Genomic DNA, 16,876 nt, shown 5'->3' on the forward strand with positions numbered 1-16,876 from the left:
GTCCGGCTTCAGTTCTTGTCGGGCAGGACCATGTTCGCGGCCCAGGAGACGATGGAGACGATCAGGGCGCCGACGATCGCCGACCAGAAGAAGTTCTCCACGTGGAAGCTGAGGTCGAACTGCTTCGCCAGCCATGAGGTCAGCAGCAGCATCGCCGCGTTCACCACGATGGTGAAGAGGCCGAGGGTGAGGACGAACAGGGGCAGCGAGAGCAGCTTCACCACGGGCTTGACGATGAGGTTGACCAGGCCGAAGATCAGCGCGACCAGGATCAGGGAGAGCGCTTGGTGGCCCTTGCTGCTGCCGTCCTCCAGCGTGATGCCCGAGACGAGCCAGATGGCGACGGCCAGGGCTGCCGCGTTGGCGAGGGTCTTGACTACGAAATTCGTCATGTGTCTGATCGTTGCAGAGAAGGTCCCGGTGGAACATCAGCTGATCTGCGGATGCTTGCCGGACGAGAGAGCACAAGGGGTACAAAGAAGATGAAGGCCTTCCGGCTGGACGAGCTCGAGGCCGAGCGGGCCGCGAACAAGGGTGCCTACCTGCAGTTCCTGCGCGAGCGGAACATGTCGGTCGGGCTGTACGCGCTGGACGCCGGGCAGAGCGATCCCCAACAGCCGCACGGCCAGGACGAGGTGTACTTCGTCGTCAGCGGCAGGGCCTCGATCACCGTCGGGGAGGAGACGACGACGGTCGCCAACGGGAGCGTGGTCTACGTGCCGGCCGGGGTGCCGCACAAGTTCCACCACATCACCGAGAACCTGAAGGTAATGGTCGTCTTCTCTCCGCCGGAAGGGTGAACGGGCCCGGGGGCTGAGGGTCCGGGGCCCCGTTCCCCTAGGGGTCGGGTCAGGGGACTACGGGGGCTCGCGGGCCCCCGCCGGCGGCCGTGGCCTCCTAGCATCGAGAGCAGGAGTTACCGGCTAGACGGACTAGGAAGAAGAGGTCGAGGACATGGAAGGCATCCGAGGGATATTCGAGGGCATGCCCTGGTGGGTCAAGTGGGTCGCCGTTCCACTGCTGGTGCTGTTCGTCTTCGGTGGTGTGATCACCAGCATCATCGGTGCAGTGATCGGCTTCCTGTTCAAGGCGCTGCTCCTCGTGGCCCTCGTCGGAGGCCTGATCTTCGTCGTCAGGAAGTTCAAGGGCAACGAGACGAAGTCCTCCGCCGGAGAGTGGTAGAACTGGCACAACCAGGGTCACAGTGGGATTAACCCAGCTGAGGGAACGTGAAGCGCTAAACCGCTCTCAGCCCGGGAATCGGCGGATAGAGTGGCAATCTGTGCCGTTCCCTGGGCACCGAACGCCGGTACTGCCGCTCTGACCTGCGGTTCTTTGTTACAGCCACCGAGCACGACCCCCAGGAGTCACGGCACACGCGGGGGCGGCCCCCGCAGGGCGGGCCCCCCCAAGGCTCGCCGCCACGCCTGGGGGTGAGCTTTGTCTTCGGTTCACAATGCCGGTGTGCCGACTCTGATCGGTTCGGTGCAGCGCGCACTGAGGCTGCTCGAAGCGGTGGGTTCCCATAGCGAGGGAGCCCCGGCGAAACAACTGGCGCGCGAGGCCGGGCTCCCGCTTCCCACCGCGTACCACCTGCTGCGCACCCTGACGCACGAGGGCTATCTGCGACGGGAGAGCGGGGTCTTCGTCCTGGGGGACGCAGCGGGCCGTCTGGCCGGTGGCGGGCTTCAGCAGAAACGTCGCAGCATGATCCTCGACTCCCTCGCGCACTTCCGCGACGCGGTCGGGGCCCCCGTCTACTTCGCCGTCTACCGCGAGGGTGAAATCGAGGTCGTGGGTGTTTCGGACACCCCGGCGAACCCGGCCTGTGAAGAGTGGGCCGATTTCCGCGAGACCGGCCACGCGCACGCCATCGGGCAGTGCCTGCTCGGCCAGCTCGACGAGAAGGCGCGCAAGGAGTACTACGACCGTCACCCGGTCGAGGCCGTCACCCCCTACACCGTGCGGGATCAACGGGCTCTGGAGCAGCGGATCGGCTCCATGGAGCGGATGCAGCCGGTGACCGAGCGGCAGGAGTACGCCCTGGGAACGGTGTGCGCGGCCATCCCCATCACGGCCGGCGACACCGCCGCGACCATGGCGATTTCTCTCCCTCTGCACCAGGAACACCGATTGCTGTATGCGGTCGATCGGCTACGGAGTGAAGTAGGCGCGCTGTTGAGCACCCTCTCGTTCTCTATCAGTATCTGAAAACTCACTCCTTGTGATCTGCAAGCGCTTCCACCACTCTTGTCAAGAGGGCCTTGGGGGATCATTCCTGGCCACTTCCACTACAGCGGGGTAGGCAATGCGCGAGTCGGTACAGGCAGAGGTCATGATGAGTTTCCTCGTTTCCGAGGAGCTCTCGTTCCGGATCCCGGTGGAACTCCGGTACGACGCTCGTGACCCCTACGCAGTCCGCCTGACCTTCCACCTTCCCGGAGATGCGCCCGTCACCTGGGCGTTCGGCCGGGAGCTCCTTCTGGACGGCATCAACAAGCCGTGCGGTGACGGCGATGTCCACATCGCCCCGACCGATCCGGAGGAGCTGTCCGATGTCCACATCCGGCTGCAAGTAGGCGCAGACCGGGCACTCTTCCGTGCGAGCGCGGCGCCACTCGTGGCATTCCTCGACCGCACCGACCGGATCGTCCCGCTCGGCCAGGAGCGCAACCTCGGGGACTTCGAGGAGAACCTCGACGAGGCGCTCGACAAGATCCTCGCGGAGTCGCAGCAGAACGAGCAGAACGCGGGCTGACCGAAGCCCGGCCGGACACCTGCTGACCAGGGTGGCCCGGCACGCATCACCGCATCACCGCACGACCTGATTCATTTGCATCACTTGCATCACCGGATTCACGCACCAGGGCTCAGCGTGCCGACGCGCTGAGCGCTCCACCTTGCCGTTCTTCACGACCGGCCGTGCGCGCGAACTGACCGGTCGCGCCCGCCGGTCCGCCTTTCAGCGCTTGCGCCGCCGACCCCGGCCGCCGCGGAGCGGCCCCGAGGCCGCTGTGGCCGCCGGGGATTCCGCGCGGTCCGCGGACACCACCAGCGCGGCCAGCGCCGTGGTCACGGGTACCGAGGCGACCAGTCCGATCGAGCCCACGAGGGTCCGTACGATCTCCTCCGCGACCAGCTCGCTGTTGGCCACCGAACCCATACTGCTGTTCGCGATCGAGAACAGGAGGAGCAGGGGCAGCGCCGCACCCGCGTAGGCCAGTACCAGGGTGTTCACCACCGATGCGATGTGGTCGCGCCCGATGCGGATGCCCGCCCGGTAGAGCCCGCGCGGGCCCATCGACGGGTCCGCCTGGTGGAGTTCCCAGACCGCCGAGGTCTGAGTGACGGTCACGTCGTCGAGCACGCCGAGCGATCCGATGATGACACCCGCAAGCAGCAAACCGCTCATGTCGATGTTCGGGTAGAGCCCGTGGATCAGCCCGGTGTTGTCGTCCGTGTTGCCACTGAGGACGGCCCAGTCGATGAACAGCGAGCCCAGCAGGCCGATCAGCAGCAGCGAGACGAGGGTGCCGAGGACCGCGACCGAGGTGCGGGCCGTCAGTCCGTGGCACATGTAGAGCGCGATCAGCATGATCGCGCTGGCCCCGACCACGGCGACGACCAGCGGATTCGACCCCTGCAGGATCGCGGGGAGGATGAAGAAGGTCAGCACCGCGAAGCTGACGGCGAGTGCGATGAGTGCGAACAGCCCTCGCATCCGCCCGACGAGGACCACCGCGAGGGCGAAGATGCCCGCGAGCACGGCCATCGGCAGCTTGCGGTTCACGTCGATCACGGAGTACTGGAGATCCTGCGGTGCGTCCGGGGCGTACGCGACCACCACGCCCTGGCCGTCCGTCAACTGTCGTGGTGCGCCCGGCTGGACGATCTCGACGAACTCGCGGCCCTTGTCGGGGCCGCTGCCGACCCTGATGGTGGCCTTCTTGCACTCGCCGGTCTGAGCGGCGAGTGCCTCGCGCCCCTCGGGGGTCGAGGTGTCGCCGGTGGCCGGCACCTGCGCGGCGTTCACGGATTTGCAGTCGACGTGCTGGAGCGCGACGACCGTGCCCTGCTGGGTCTGCCGGTCGAACCCGACCCCGGTGCGCTCGTGGGCCGGGGCCCCACCGGGCCAGAGCACCGCCATGCCGATCACGACCGCGGCGGCGAAGGGGATCAGAACGGCCGCGATCACCTTGCGCAGGTGCTTCGAGACGGGGGCCGCCGGGCCATGGCTGTGCGAATGGCCGTGGGAGTGCCCGGGAGACCGGTCGGGCGAGTGACCGGGGTCCGCGTGCGCATGGCCTGAGTGGCCGGCGTGACCAGCGGGATCCGTGGGCTCGGTGGGGGGCTGCGGCGAGGACGTCACTGACTGATCATCGCAACAGATGAGGGGGCCCACTGTTCAGCACGCCACACATGACGCTAGCGTGGGGGCTACTTTGCACAACGCGGGAGCTCGGAGCACCGGGCTGAGAGGGCGCTGATCACCGTTCGCATTCGAATATGCGTACGGGAGGAGGCTGCGTCGACCGCCGAACCTGTTACCGGGTAATGCCGGCGTAGGGAGATTAGGTCTCATGACCATTCAGGACGCACGCACGCCTGCCGTCAGCCAGGACGCCGATGGCCAGACCGAGCGCCAGCCTGGCTGGCACAAGGGATACGTGGCGGGCTCCCGCCCCGACATCCGGGTGCCGGTCCGCCAGGTCCACCTCACCAACGGCAAGGACGTGACGCTCTACGACACGTCCGGGCCGTACACCGACCCGCAGATCGAGACCGACGTGCGCCGCGGCCTGCCGCCGCTGCGCGAGAACTGGATCATCAGCCGCGGGGACACCGAGGAGTACGCGGGCCGCCCCGTGCGCCCCGAGGACGACGGCATCAAGCACACCTCGCCGCGCGGTGGCCTCAAGAACCTCGACGCGGTCTTCCCGGGTCGTCCGCGCCAGCCCCGCCGTGGCCGTGGCGGCGCCGCGGTCACCCAGCTCGCGTACGCCCGCCGGGGCGAGATCACCCCGGAGATGGAGTACGTCGCGATCCGTGAGAACGTCTCCCCCGAGGTCGTCCGCGAGGAGATCGCCGCAGGTCGCGCGGTCATGCCGGTCAACGTGAACCACCCCGAGATCGAGCCGATGATCATCGGCAAGCGGTTCCTGGTGAAGGTCAACGCCAACATCGGCAACTCCGCCGTCACCTCCTCGATCGAAGAGGAGGTGGACAAGATGACCTGGGCGACCAAGTGGGGCGCCGACACGGTCATGGACCTCTCGACGGGCCGCAACATCCACACCACCCGCGAGTGGGTGCTGCGCAACTCCCCCGTGCCGATCGGCACCGTGCCGCTGTACCAGGCGCTGGAAAAGGTCGATGGCCGAGCCGAGGACCTGACCTGGGAGATCTACAAGGACACGGTCATCGAGCAGGCCGAGCAGGGCGTCGACTACATGACGGTCCACGCCGGCGTGCTGCTGTCGTACGTGCCGCTGACCGCGCGCCGCAAGACCGGCATCGTCTCGCGCGGCGGTTCGATCATGGCCGCCTGGTGCCTGGCGCACCACAAGGAGAACTTCCTCTACACGAACTTCGAGGAGCTCTGCGAGATCCTCGCGGCGTACGACGTGACGTACTCCCTGGGTGACGGCCTGCGCCCCGGTTCCATCGCGGACGCCAACGACGCGGCGCAGTTCGCGGAGCTGAAGACGCTGGGCGAGCTGAACACGATCGCCAAGCGGTACAACGTGCAGACGATGATCGAGGGCCCCGGGCACGTCCCGATGCACAAGATCAAGGAGAACATCGACCTTCAGCAGGAGATCTGCGAGGAGGCGCCGTTCTACACGCTCGGCCCGCTGACCACCGATGTCGCGCCCGCGTACGACCACATCACCTCGGGCATCGGCGCCGCGATGATCGCCTGGTGGGGTACCGCGATGCTCTGCTACGTCACGCCCAAGGAGCACCTGGGCCTGCCGAACCGCGACGACGTGAAGACCGGTGTCATCACGTACAAGATCGCGGCCCACGCGGCGGACCTGGCCAAGGGTCACCCGGGTGCCCAGGAATGGGACGACGCCCTGTCGGACGCGCGGTTCGAGTTCCGCTGGGAGGACCAGTTCAACCTGGCCCTCGACCCGGACACGGCCCGTGAGTTCCACGACGAGACCCTCCCGGCCGAGCCGGCCAAGACCGCGCACTTCTGCTCCATGTGCGGTCCGAAGTTCTGCTCGATGAAGATCTCCCAGGACATCCGCCGCCAGCACGGTGGCGACCTGGGCGCCGAGGAGATCGAGGCGGGCATGGCGGAGAAGTCCGCCGAGTTCGCGGCCGCGGGCAACCGCGTGTACCTGCCCCTGGCCGACTGACGCCGGACAGATCGGTACATCGCCGCTCGGCGACCCGTGACCCGGGGGGAGTCACGGGCCGCCGTGTCAGGCGGGCGAGCGCTGCGATGTTTCACGTGAAACAGGGATCGATGTTTCACGTGAAACATGGCTCGCGGCGAAGCCGCGGTTGGCTTCGGTCTGGCGGCGATAGGACTCGGGCAGGTCGGGCAGGGCGAGCAGACGGTCGCAGGCCCGTAGTGAGGTGTTCATGTCTCCCACCCAGTACGCGGTGATGGAGTGCTCGAAGAGCAGCCCCCACCGGTAGACCCAGGGCTGGACGAAGAGAAGGTCCTCGGGGACCGGCCGGTCCAGCACCGCCCCGGTGATCGCGTGCGCGGTGTGGTGGCGGCCCAGGAGGCGCAGCCTGGAGGCGAGTTCGTAGCAGGCTTCCAGTCGGGCCGGCCGGGATTCCCAGGCGCGGGTCAGGGCGTCCAGCGCGGCGGGGTGGTCTCCCGACTCCCCGTTCAGGATGCCGACCTGGAGCAGGGCGTAGTAGATCTCCTCCTCCCATCCACCCATGGCCGCACGAAGCTCGTAGAGCCGGACGGCCTCCGCCGTGTCGCCCATGTCGCGCATCGTCTGGGCGAGGTAGAAGACGGTGCGGGGGTTCGACGGGTCCCGCTGGAGCTCGGCGCCGAGTAGACGGGCGTCCCGTTCGAACTTGTCGTGCCGGGAGCCGCCGTCGGCGTAGTCCTCGATCACCAGCGCATCCAGGTTTTCCTGGATCCCGGGTCGCTGGTCGTTCTCGTCGGGGCGGTCGCAGGTGAGGTACTCGTGGGTGACCCCCTCGTACCGCCAGGGGAAGTCACCGCGGACCAGGCGCTTGATCCGGTACTCCAGCGCGCCCTCGTGGCGCAGCATGTACGAATCCGCGGTGAGCGGGGGCAGTGGGCCGTTGCGGCGCAGGACGAGGTCGGCGTCGAGGAGCAGCAGATAGTCGGCCTTGCCACGGGCATGGCCGATGTTGAGGCTCCGGTTGTGCCCGAAGTTCGTCCAGGGCTCCTCGTGGAGCTCTCCCGGGATTCCGTTCAGGGCCGCGCGGATGAGGTCCTGGGTGCCGTCGGTGGAACCGGTGTCGGAGATGACCCAGGTGTCGATGAGGTCCCGTACGGAATCGAGGCAGCGCTCGATGACAGCGGCCTCGTTCTTCACGATCATGCAGAGGCAAATGGTCGGCTTCACGGCCGCTGACCCTAGGGACGGCCCTCGGCCGGGCGGGTGAGGCACGCCGGGGCGTCGGAGCGCGAACCCGACTGGCCGCGCGGCGGACCGCCAAGTGGCCGTGTCCACTGCGCCGTTCCGCTGACCTCCGGGCGCGCCGGTCCGTGTCGCCGAGACGGACTCTTCAGGATGGCCCGCGGAGTCCGGTCGTATTTCCGGACTTCGCAGATCCGATCCATCTGGTGTGTGCGAGGAGCGGTAGATGAGTTCTGAGAAGAAGGCCCGCAACTACCTGGGGCCCCTGCCCCGACGGACCGCCTGGCTCACGGGAGGCACGCTCGCCTCGGTGGCGCTGGTGCTCGCGGGTATGGCGTCCCCGGCGGTGGGCCTGGTCTCGGCTCCGGTCAACGGGGACCCCTGCAAGTCGGGCCACAACAGACCGGACACCCGGACTCAGGAGGCGGCGCTCGAGGCAGGACAGCTCGTACACGGTGACGACAAGTGCAAGGTGGGTCCGACGGGTCCGAGGGGTCCGCGTGGCCCCAAGGGCAACACGGGGCCGACGGGCGCGCGGGGCGCGACCGGAGCCACCGGCCCGACGGGTCCGCGGGGCTACACCGGCCCGACCGGTCCGACGGGTGCGGCGGGCACCAATGGTCTGACGGGTCCGACGGGCCCGACGGGTGCGGCGGGCACCAATGGTCTGACCGGTCCGACCGGTCCGACGGGTGCGGCGGGCACCGACGGTCTGACGGGTCCGACCGGTCCGACGGGTCCGCGGGGAGCCAGCGGCGTGTGTTACGACGTCGACGCCCACCGGCCTTCGGCTGCCCGCGAGGTCAAGGCCGTGCTCTCGGCCGGCGTCACCTACGCCGGCATCCGCGACCTGCAGCCCACGGTGACCGCCTGGCGCTGGTACGACCTGACCACCACAGGGGACACCTACCCCGAGGACGCCTGTGCGGTGTCGATCTCGGAGCAGGCCAACATCGTCAACGTCGAGGTGCTGACGACGGGTGGCCTCGTCTACGAGACTTCCTGTGACATCGACACCGGCACCCCGGACGCACTCGTCTGCACCGGAGTGTGGGCGGCCGCCAGCCCTCAGCCCACCCCGGGTGCGAACGGGCTGGCCCGGTTCGCTCACAAGGCTCTGAGCAGGGAAGACCGCAACATCAACCCCATGGTGGTCAAGTAGCGGGTGGTCTACTCCGGCTCGGGTTCCGGGCCGCCGAAGTCCGGGCTGGTGAAGTCCGGAGACGAGTAGCCGGGACGGGGCCCCTGCGCCGGGGCCCCCGGACTGGTGAAATCGGGCCGGGTGTATCCCAGGTTGGGGATGCGCCCGGCTCCTGGCTTTCTGGGGGCCGGGAAGCCGGCCCCCGCGCTGGGATCGGCCAGCGCGTCCCGGAGGAACGGCACGATGCCCCGCTCCAGCAGGGCGTTGCGCCAGGCCTCACGGGCCCGTGCCACCTCGTCGGGTACCGTCTCCGTCTCGTCGGCCGCCACCTCCGTGGAACTGTTGCGGACGGCCGTCACGAGCAGCCCGATCACGGCGAAGAGCAGTGCGGCGGCGGTGAGTCCGCCGAAGAGCCAGCCGGCCGTCAGCATCGTGTCGGCGAAGGCCGGCTCGGGGTCGATCATCTTCAGGATGTAGCCCACCAGCAGGAAGATCAGCATGGCGGTGCCGGCCAGGACCGGTGCGAGGACCGCGACCACGGCGCTGACGCCCGCGCCACCGCCCTGACCGTCGTCCTCCTCCCCCGTCGTTCCGGGGGTGGACAGGATCTCGTCCTGCCGTTCCTTGCGGACCTTCACGTAGTGGTCGTACTCGGCCGCGGCCGCGGCCGTCAGCAGTGAGGTGGCCCCCATGGCCATGGTGCGCAGCTGTTCGGCGTTCAGCCGTTCGCCGAGGGCGGCGAGTTCGGGCCGTGCGTTCGCCGTGCGCAGCGCCTCGTCGAGGAGCCGATCGAACTCCGGTCGGTCTTCGGTGAGCAGGTGCGGAGCGCTGGTCATGTGCATCCCCCGATGCTCCGTGGGGACCGGTTTGCCCGCGTAGAACGGGGCACCGGCACAAACGGAGGAGAGCCTGCTACGGATAGAGCGATGGTAGAGCGCCCACGCCGTACGTCGACAGGGGCTTTCCGGAAATACCCAGCTCCGGAAGGCCTCAGTCGTTCAGCGGGAGTTGCACGACGAGCAGTTTCCCCGCCATCGTCACGCCACCGTCCATGGCGATGGCCAGGCCTTCCGCGTAGACGTGGGGGCCGACGACGGCCTCGGGACCGTGCGCCCCATCGCCGTCCTCGGTGCCCACCTCGCCCAGCAGGTACGGGATGGGGCTGTGGCCGTGCACGACGCGACTGCCGCCGTAGGTGCCGATGAGCTCGCGTACGGCCTGGGGGCCGGTCTCCTCGTCGCGGAAGGCGAAGCGCTTGGTGAACTTGCGGAACAGGTCCCAGGTGATGTCGGCGTCGTTGCGGTTGAGCAGCTCGTGGATGGTGTCGTTGACGTCCTCGACCGAGTCGCCGTAGTCGAGGTAGGCGGTGGTGTCGGAGTGGAGGAGGAGGTGGTCCTCCACCAGGACCGCCGCGTCCAGCCGGGACATCCACTGGAGATGGACGTCCTGCAGCCGGTCCATGTCGGTGCGCTGGCCGCCGTTGAGGAGCCAGGCGGCCTGGAAGGTGGCGGTGCCGGCGCCGGAGACGACGGGGGTGTCCCCGAACCGCTTGGCGCCGATGAGCAGCAGCTCGTGGTTGCCCATGAGGGCCTTGCAGTAGCCGCCCGCGGCGGCGGCTTCGGCGGAGAGCCGCATGACGAGGTCGATGACCCCGATGCCGTCGGGGCCGCGGTCGGTGAAGTCGCCGAGGAACCAGAGCCGGGCGTTTCCGGCGGACCAGTTGCGGTCGGCGTCGATGAGTCCCTGGAACTGCAGTTCGGCGACGAGTTCGTCGATGTAGCCGTGGACGTCGCCGACGACGTAGAGCGGGCCGGGGCCGTCGCCCGGGCTCTCCTGGGGGACGTACTGGATCTGGACGGTGTCGCCGGGGCCACCGAGGGCGCCGCGTCCGATGACGGGGAGGTCGCGCTGCGTCGGGGTGTACCCCTCGGGGTCGCTGTCCTCGGAGACGTGGCCCATCGGACGGCCGGGCCCGGCGAGGGTGCCGGCGGCGCCGTACGGGGCTTCGTGGCCGTACCCGTGCTGCGCGGGGACGGGGGCCGGGACAGCGTCGTAGTACGCGGGGTACTCGCCGTAGACGGGGGCATCCGCCCCGAGCCCCGTGGGGCCGCCCGATCCGGCCGTTGTTGCCCCCTGGGGGACGGTATGCGAGGCGGGTTCGGCGACCGGCAACCGGAAGTCCCGCTCGGTGTCCGTCCGCACCGCGGGTCCCTGACCGGCCCCCTGAGTCATCGACCCCTCCACCACCGTCGCGCTGCCGTACACCTGCGGACCCACCCGCCTCGGGGGCGGAGGGTCCGTGATGTCGTGCGCCCATCATAGGAATGCAGCTCGCGCTCTGTGACGCACCAGGGGTGGTGAATCCTGGGCGGAGCTGGCCCTTCCTACCGGTTTCTCCCGATATCGGTGTTGCTGAAATCCCAGGCGGGGCCTCAGGCCCCGCCGTTGGGCCTGCGTGGTGGTCAGTCCTGTGCCGGGGATCGGGGCGGGCTGACGGTCGTACGGGGCTGCCTGCGCTGGGACGAGGTACGGATGATCAGCTCGGTCGGGATGACCTGCTCGACGGGTCCGCCCGTGTCGACGCCCTCGATGGCGTCGATGAGCAGCTGGACGACGGCGGTGCCGATGCGGCGCGGTTTGAGGGACAGGGTGGTGATGGGCGGTTCGGTGTTGGCGTACACGGTGGATTCGCTGCAGCACACGAGCAGCAGATCCTCGGGAACGCGCAGGCCGTAGCGCCGGGCGGCGGCGAGCAGGTCGGTCCCGTTGGGGTCGAACAGACCGTAGACGGCGTCGGGCCGGTCGGGCCGGGCGAGCAGCCGGTCGGCGGCGACGGCGCCGGCGCACGGATCGTGGGCGGGATAGGACTCGTAGACGGGGTCCTGGCCCACGCGCTCGCACCAGCGCAGGTAGGCCGTGGTGGAGAGCCGGGTGTAGGTGTCGGTGGTGGTGCCGGTCAGCAGCCCGATGCGGCGGGCTCCGGCGGCGGCGAGGTGGTCGAGGAGGCCCAGTACGGCTGCCTCGTGGTCGTTGTCGACCCAGGCGGTGACGGGGAGTGAGCCGGCAGGGCGTCCGTCGGAGACGACGGGGAGGCCCTGGCGGACCAGTTCGGTGACGACGGGATCGTGGTCGGAGGGGTCGATGACGACGGTGCCGTCGAGGGCCACGTTGGACCAGACGTCGTGTCGGGAGGTGGCGGGGAGGATGACGAGGGCGTAGCCGCGAGCGAGCGCGGCGGAGGTGGCGGCCCGTGCCATCTCGGCGAAGTACGCGAATTCGGTGAAGGTGAAAGGTTCATCCCCGTACGTCGTCACGGTCAGGCCGATGAGGCCCGACTTGCCGGTACGGAGGGTGCGGGCCGCCGCGGAAGGGCGGTAGCCCAGCCGGTCTGCAACCTCGCGAACGTGGCGGCGGGTGGCGTCCGGCAGCCGTCCCTTCCCGTTGAGGGCGTCGGAGACGGTCGTGATCGAGACGCCCGCCGCGGCGGCCACGTCCCTGATGCCGGCCCGGCCTTGTCGGCCGGCGGCCCGCCGGGTGGTCTCGGTCCGGCTCACCTGATGCTTCCCTGCTGCTGTCATGGCGAGCCGATAGTAGGGCTCGGTGGGCAGGGCGGTCCGGATGCATATGCACGCGTTGACAGGCACGATTCTGCATGGTTCGCCACCCCCAATGACCTTGGAAATAGAGGTGCTTGGTGGTGATGAGTGTCTGGTGTCCTTGTCGACGGGACCGTGCATGCCAAAACGGTGCGCTCTCGGGCTCTACTCAACTCACCTGTACGAGGGACGCGCGCCACGGCGCAGGCCACCGGCGCACGCATATATGCGTGCGCTCTCCCGCATTCCAGGCGCCTGCCGTTCTCGGATGGACGGAATCCTCATAAGGTGAGGAGTATTGAGTCGACGGCGACGTCGTACGGGACGGTCGAGGAGGACCTGCGGTGAGCGAGAAGAGCCCGAAGCTGCGCGCCGAGCTGGACGGCATCCCCACCTACAAGCCCGGAAAGCCCGCGGCAGCGGGCGGTCCGGTGGCTTTCAAGCTGTCCTCGAACGAGAACCCGTACCCGCCCCTGCCTGGGGTGCTGGAGAGCGTGGTCGCGGCGGCCGGCCACTTCAACCGGTACCCGGACATGGCGTGCACCGGCCTGGTGAACGAGCTCGCGGAGCGGTTCGGGGTCCCGGTCGAGCACATCGCCACCGGCACCGGCTCGGTCGGGGTCGCCCAGTCGCTGATCCAGTCGACGGCGGGTCCGGGCGACGAGGTCATCTACGCCTGGCGGTCTTTCGAGGCTTATCCGATCATCGTTCAGATCTCGGGTGCGACCTCGGTCCAGGTCCCGCTGGCCGAGGGCGACGTTCACGACCTGGACGCGATGTTCGAGGCGATCACCGAGCGGACCCGTCTGATCTTCGTCTGCAACCCCAACAACCCCACCGGTACCGCGGTGCGCCGTGCCGAGCTGGAGCGGTTCCTGGACCGGGTGCCCTCCGACGTCCTCGTCGTCCTGGACGAGGCGTACAAGGAGTTCGTGCGCGACGTCGAGGTCCCGGACGGCATCGAGCTCTACCGCGGCCGCCCCAATGTCGCCGTGCTGCGTACGTTCTCCAAGGCCTACGGGCTCGCCGGCCTGCGCGTCGGCTTCGCGGTGGCACACGAGCCGGTGGCCGCGGCGCTGCGCAAGACCGCGGTGCCCTTCGGTGTCAGTCAGCTCGCCCAGGACGCGGCGGTCGCCTCGCTGCGGGCGGAGGACGAGCTGATGGGCCGCGTCGGGTCGCTGGTGAGCGAGCGCAACCGGGTCTACGGGACGCTGCTGGCCCAGGGCTGGACGGTGGTGCCCGAGACGCAGGCCAACTTCGTGTGGATGCGGCTCGGGGAGCGGACCGCCGACTTCGCGGCGGCCTGCGAGAAGGCCGGCGTGGTGGTCCGACCCTTCGCGGGCGAGGGCCTGCGGGTCACGATCGGCGAGCCCGAGGCGAACGACCTCTTCCTGCACACGGCGGAGGCGTTCTTCAAGGAGCTCTAGAGCTCCCGGGGGCTGGTCAGGCCAGTTCCACGCGGATGGGGTCGCCGTCGCGGACGGTGGCCAGCAGGCGGGGGTCGCCGTCGAACGAGCCGAGGACGTTGCACGGGCTCGCCAGGCGGCTCTCGCCCCCGCGGGAGATCGGGGTCGGGCCGTAGGGCAGTGCGAGTGCGTCGCCCTCGGTCCAGAACGCGACCGTGCCGGGCTCGACGACCTGCTGGGCGTCGTGCTCCAGCGCCACGGAGACGCCCGTGTCGAAGTAGACCTCCTCGCCCCAGGTGTTGGCAGAGGCGGAAATGGGGAGCGCGTCGGCGAGCGCCTTGGCGGTCGGGGTCTCGTCGAGCGTTGCGGTGAGCTGGCCGGCGGGCCAGAGGAATCGAATCTTCATGGGTCGCATTCAACAATCTGTTGAATTTCTTCGCTAGGGGGACCCCCCTGAAGGATGCCGACAGCAGTGCGACATAATGCTTGTGAATGTGAACGCGTTCACAAGCGTGTCCTGCTTGCTCCCGTATTGAGTGGGATACAAGAGGCAAACTGCGGCTGTGACCACGGCGAAACGAAGGAGACGACGACGTGGACCTAGCTTTGGCGCCAGAGACCCTGGCGCGATGGCAGTTCGGTATTACCACCGTCTATCACTTCCTCTTCGTTCCCTTGACGATCTCGCTGGCCGCGCTCGTCGCGATCTTGCAGACCGCCTGGGTGCGTTCGGAAAAGGAGAAGTACCTCAGGGCCACCAAGTTCTGGGGCAAGCTCTTCCTGATCAACATCGCGATGGGTGTCGTCACGGGCATCGTCCAGGAGTTCCAGTTCGGCATGAACTGGTCCGACTACTCGCGGTTCGTCGGTGACATCTTCGGAGCCCCGCTGGCCTTCGAGGCGCTCATCGCCTTCTTCTTCGAGTCCACCTTCATCGGCCTGTGGATCTTCGGCTGGGACAAGCTGCCGAAGAAGATCCACCTGGCCTGCATCTGGATGGTCTCGATCGGCACCATCCTGTCCGCGTACTTCATCCTCGCGGCGAACTCCTGGATGCAGCACCCGGTCGGCTACCGGATGAATCCCGAACGCGGCCGGGCCGAGCTCACCGACTTCTGGCTGGTGCTCACGCAGAACACCGCGCTGACCCAGTTCTTCCACACCATGACGGCGGCCTTCCTGGTCGGCGGCGCGTTCATGGTCGGCATCGCGGCCTTCCACCTCGCCCGCAAGAAGCACATCCCCGTCATGCGGACCTCGCTGCGACTCGGCCTGGTCGTCATGATCATCGCCGGTCTGGGAACCGCCATCAGCGGAGACCTCCTCGGCAAGGTCATGTTCAAGCAGCAGCCGATGAAGATGGCCGCCGCCGAGGCGCTCTGGGACGGCGAGGCACCGGCACCCTTCTCCGTCTTCGCCTACGGCGACGTGGAAAAGGGCCACAACACGGTCGCCATAGAGATCCCCGGCCTGCTGTCCTTCCTGGCCAACGACGACTTCACCTCGTTCGTCCCGGGCATCAACGACGTCAACAAGGCCGAGCAGGAGAAGTTCGGGCCCGGTGACTACCGGCCCAACATCCCCGTCGCCTACTGGGGATTCCGCTGGATGATCGGCTTCGGCATGGCGTCGCTCGGCGTCGGCATGCTGGGGCTCTGGCTGACCCGCAAGAAGTTCATGCTCCCGCCGGGGCTGCGCACCGGTGAAGAAGAGGTCCCGCACCTGGTCCTCTTCAAGAAGGCGCTGAGCCCGAAGTTCACGAACTGGTACTGGATCATCGCGCTCTGGACCATGGGCTTCCCGCTGATCGCCAACTCCTGGGGCTGGATCTTCACCGAGATGGGCCGCCAGCCCTGGGTCGTCTACGGGGTCCTGCGCACCAGGGACGCGGTCTCGCCGCACGTCTCCCAGGGCGAGGTGCTCACCTCGATGATCGGCTTCACACTGCTCTACGCCGCGCTCGCCGTGATCGAGGTCAAGCTCCTCGTGAAGTACGTCAAGGCAGGCCCGCCCGAGCTCACCGAGGCCGACCTCAACCCGCCGACCAAGATCGGCGGGGACGACAAGAACCCCGACCGGCCGATGGCCTTCTCGTACTGAGGCTGAGGAGACCACACCATGCAACTCCACGACGTCTGGTTCGTGCTCATCGCCGTTCTGTGGATCGGCTACTTCTTCCTGGAGGGCTTCGACTTCGGAGTCGGCGTCCTGACCAAGCTGCTGGCCCGCAACCGCACGGAGAAGCGGGTCCTGATCAACACGATCGGGCCCGTGTGGGACGGCAACGAGGTCTGGCTGCTCACGGCCGGCGGCGCGACCTTCGCCGCCTTCCCGGAGTGGTACGCCACCCTCTTCTCCGGCTTCTACCTGCCGCTCCTGATCATCCTGATCTGCCTCATCATCCGCGGGGTCGCCTTCGAGTACCGGCACAAGCGGCCAGAGGACAAGTGGCAGACCAACTGGGAACACGCGATTTTCTGGACCTCGCTGATCCCCGCGTTCCTGTGGGGAGTGGCCTTCGCCAACATCGTGCGCGGAGTGAAGATCGACCAGGACATGGAGTACGTCGGAAACTTCTTCGACCTGCTCAACGTCTACTCGATCCTCGGCGGCCTGGTCACCCTGACCCTGTTCACCTTCCACGGCGCGGTGTTCACCTCGCTCAAGACGGTCGGTGACATCCGCGACCGCTCGCGCAAGCTGGCCACGCGGCTCGGAGCGGTGACCGCCGTCCTGGCGCTCGTCTTCCTGATCTGGACCCAGGTCTCGCGCGGTGACGGGTGGAGCCTGATCGCCATGACCGTGGCGGTACTGGCCCTGGTCGGTGCCCTCGGCTTCAACCTCGCGGGCCGGGAGGGCTGGTCCTTCGGCCTGTCGGGGGTCACCATCGCGGCGGCCGTCGCGATGCTCTTCCTGACGCTGTTCCCGAACGTCATGCCGTCCTCGCTGGACGACGCCTGGAACCTCACGGTCACCAACGCCTCGTCCAGCCCGTACACCCTGAAGATCATGACCTGGTGCGCGGCGGTGGCGACTCCGGTCGTCGTGCTCTACCAGGCGTGGACCTACTGGGTGTTCCGCAAGCGCATCGGCACGCAGCACATCGTCGACGTGCACTGAGTCCGGCCCCGCGCACCTTGCCTGCTC

Annotated in this window: 16 protein-coding genes and 1 riboswitch; of the genes, 9 read left to right on the plus strand and 7 right to left on the minus strand. The window is 68.2% G+C overall.

The window, feature by feature from the left end; genetic code table 11:
* Positions 1-8: 8 nt before the first annotated feature.
* Positions 9-392, minus strand: a complete 384-nt coding sequence (locus ACFYM0_RS16320) for a phage holin family protein (RefSeq protein ID WP_388501527.1) — start codon at positions 390-392, stop codon at positions 9-11.
* Positions 393-482: 90 nt separating this feature from the next.
* On the opposite strand from ACFYM0_RS16320, the gene ACFYM0_RS16325 reads away from it, so the two are divergent.
* From ACFYM0_RS16325 to ACFYM0_RS16340, 4 genes are all read left to right on the plus strand, one after another.
* Positions 483-800 carry a cupin domain-containing protein gene (locus ACFYM0_RS16325; protein ID WP_327253803.1) on the plus strand — a complete coding sequence of 106 codons (318 nt, stop codon included), beginning with the start codon at positions 483-485 and terminating at the stop codon, positions 798-800.
* A 163-nt stretch (positions 801-963) separates the two neighbouring features.
* Positions 964-1,182: a DUF5326 family protein gene (locus tag ACFYM0_RS16330; RefSeq protein ID WP_327257574.1), complete on the plus strand. Its 219-nt coding sequence runs from the start codon at positions 964-966 to the stop codon at positions 1,180-1,182.
* Positions 1,183-1,473: 291 nt separating this feature from the next.
* The gene (locus ACFYM0_RS16335; RefSeq protein ID WP_388501747.1) at positions 1,474-2,211 is read left to right on the plus strand and encodes an IclR family transcriptional regulator; all 738 of its coding nucleotides are present in this window, start codon (positions 1,474-1,476) and stop codon (positions 2,209-2,211) included.
* 97 nt (positions 2,212-2,308) lie between these two features.
* Entirely contained in the window at positions 2,309-2,758 is a 450-nt protein-coding gene (locus ACFYM0_RS16340; RefSeq protein ID WP_243331178.1) for an SsgA family sporulation/cell division regulator, read from the plus strand.
* A 204-nt stretch (positions 2,759-2,962) separates the two neighbouring features.
* Here ACFYM0_RS16340 and ACFYM0_RS16345 read toward each other — a convergent pair whose 3' ends face one another.
* The gene (locus ACFYM0_RS16345; RefSeq protein WP_388501530.1) at positions 2,963-4,369 is read right to left on the minus strand and encodes a YibE/F family protein; all 1,407 of its coding nucleotides are present in this window, start codon (positions 4,367-4,369) and stop codon (positions 2,963-2,965) included.
* A gap of 72 nt (positions 4,370-4,441) precedes the next feature.
* Positions 4,442-4,586, plus strand: a riboswitch (TPP riboswitch).
* On the opposite strand from ACFYM0_RS16345, the gene thiC reads away from it, so the two are divergent.
* On the plus strand, positions 4,581-6,368 hold the full coding sequence (gene thiC / locus ACFYM0_RS16350; protein ID WP_327253801.1) for a phosphomethylpyrimidine synthase ThiC: 1,788 nt from the start codon (positions 4,581-4,583) through the stop codon (positions 6,366-6,368). (Overlaps the previous riboswitch by 6 nt.)
* Positions 6,369-6,434: 66 nt before the next feature.
* Here the strand turns inward: thiC and ACFYM0_RS16355 are convergent, their stop codons facing one another.
* On the minus strand, positions 6,435-7,571 hold the full coding sequence (locus tag ACFYM0_RS16355) for a glycosyltransferase (protein WP_388501533.1): 1,137 nt from the start codon (positions 7,569-7,571) through the stop codon (positions 6,435-6,437).
* 241 nt (positions 7,572-7,812) lie between these two features.
* Between ACFYM0_RS16355 and ACFYM0_RS16360 the strand changes: the two genes are divergently transcribed.
* Positions 7,813-8,748: a hypothetical protein gene (locus ACFYM0_RS16360; RefSeq protein ID WP_388501535.1), complete on the plus strand. Its 936-nt coding sequence runs from the start codon at positions 7,813-7,815 to the stop codon at positions 8,746-8,748.
* Between the two features lie 8 nt (positions 8,749-8,756).
* On the opposite strand, the gene ACFYM0_RS16365 is transcribed toward ACFYM0_RS16360, so the two are convergent.
* From ACFYM0_RS16365 to ACFYM0_RS16375, 3 genes are all read right to left on the minus strand, one after another.
* Positions 8,757-9,569, minus strand: coding sequence for a hypothetical protein (locus ACFYM0_RS16365; RefSeq protein ID WP_388501537.1), 813 nt, complete (start codon positions 9,567-9,569; stop codon positions 8,757-8,759).
* 148 nt (positions 9,570-9,717) lie between these two features.
* Positions 9,718-10,974, minus strand: coding sequence for a metallophosphoesterase (locus tag ACFYM0_RS16370; protein WP_388501749.1), 1,257 nt, complete (start codon positions 10,972-10,974; stop codon positions 9,718-9,720).
* A 215-nt stretch (positions 10,975-11,189) separates the two neighbouring features.
* The gene (locus ACFYM0_RS16375) at positions 11,190-12,305 is read right to left on the minus strand and encodes a LacI family DNA-binding transcriptional regulator (RefSeq protein ID WP_214954921.1); all 1,116 of its coding nucleotides are present in this window, start codon (positions 12,303-12,305) and stop codon (positions 11,190-11,192) included.
* A gap of 362 nt (positions 12,306-12,667) precedes the next feature.
* Here ACFYM0_RS16375 and hisC point away from each other — a divergent pair, with 362 nt between their 5' ends.
* Positions 12,668-13,750, plus strand: a complete 1,083-nt coding sequence (gene hisC, locus ACFYM0_RS16380; RefSeq protein WP_388501539.1) for a histidinol-phosphate transaminase — start codon at positions 12,668-12,670, stop codon at positions 13,748-13,750.
* A 16-nt stretch (positions 13,751-13,766) separates the two neighbouring features.
* Here the strand turns inward: hisC and ACFYM0_RS16385 are convergent, their stop codons facing one another.
* Positions 13,767-14,135 (minus strand): cyclophilin-like fold protein, encoded by a 369-nt coding sequence (locus tag ACFYM0_RS16385; protein ID WP_243331197.1) that lies wholly within the window; start codon positions 14,133-14,135, stop codon positions 13,767-13,769.
* Positions 14,136-14,323: 188 nt separating this feature from the next.
* Between ACFYM0_RS16385 and ACFYM0_RS16390 the strand changes: the two genes are divergently transcribed.
* On the plus strand, positions 14,324-15,829 hold the full coding sequence (locus ACFYM0_RS16390) for a cytochrome ubiquinol oxidase subunit I (RefSeq protein ID WP_388501542.1): 1,506 nt from the start codon (positions 14,324-14,326) through the stop codon (positions 15,827-15,829).
* Between the two features lie 18 nt (positions 15,830-15,847).
* Positions 15,848-16,849 (plus strand): cytochrome d ubiquinol oxidase subunit II, encoded by a 1,002-nt coding sequence (gene cydB / locus ACFYM0_RS16395; protein ID WP_388501545.1) that lies wholly within the window; start codon positions 15,848-15,850, stop codon positions 16,847-16,849.
* The last annotated feature ends 27 nt before the right edge of the window (positions 16,850-16,876 follow it).

This window comes from Streptomyces sp. NPDC006487 (assembly GCF_042870555.1).
Taxonomy (GTDB): Bacteria; Actinomycetota; Actinomycetes; order Streptomycetales; family Streptomycetaceae; genus Streptomyces.

Bases quoted from the DNA above. Each gene is read 5' to 3' on its own strand.
- cydB (WP_388501545.1), top strand. From the start codon at position 15,848: ATGCAACTCCACGACGTCTGGTTCGTGCTCATCGCCGTTCTGTGGATC.
- ACFYM0_RS16365 (WP_388501537.1), bottom strand. From the start codon at position 9,569: ATGCACATGACCAGCGCTCCGCACCTGCTCACCGAAGACCGACCGGAG.
- ACFYM0_RS16325 (WP_327253803.1), top strand. From the start codon at position 483: ATGAAGGCCTTCCGGCTGGACGAGCTCGAGGCCGAGCGGGCCGCGAAC.
- ACFYM0_RS16375 (WP_214954921.1), bottom strand. From the start codon at position 12,305: ATGACAGCAGCAGGGAAGCATCAGGTGAGCCGGACCGAGACCACCCGG.
- ACFYM0_RS16360 (WP_388501535.1), top strand. From the start codon at position 7,813: ATGAGTTCTGAGAAGAAGGCCCGCAACTACCTGGGGCCCCTGCCCCGA.
- ACFYM0_RS16320 (WP_388501527.1), bottom strand. From the start codon at position 392: ATGACGAATTTCGTAGTCAAGACCCTCGCCAACGCGGCAGCCCTGGCC.
- ACFYM0_RS16385 (WP_243331197.1), bottom strand. From the start codon at position 14,135: ATGAAGATTCGATTCCTCTGGCCCGCCGGCCAGCTCACCGCAACGCTC.
- ACFYM0_RS16340 (WP_243331178.1), top strand. From the start codon at position 2,309: ATGCGCGAGTCGGTACAGGCAGAGGTCATGATGAGTTTCCTCGTTTCC.
- thiC (WP_327253801.1), top strand. From the start codon at position 4,581: ATGACCATTCAGGACGCACGCACGCCTGCCGTCAGCCAGGACGCCGAT.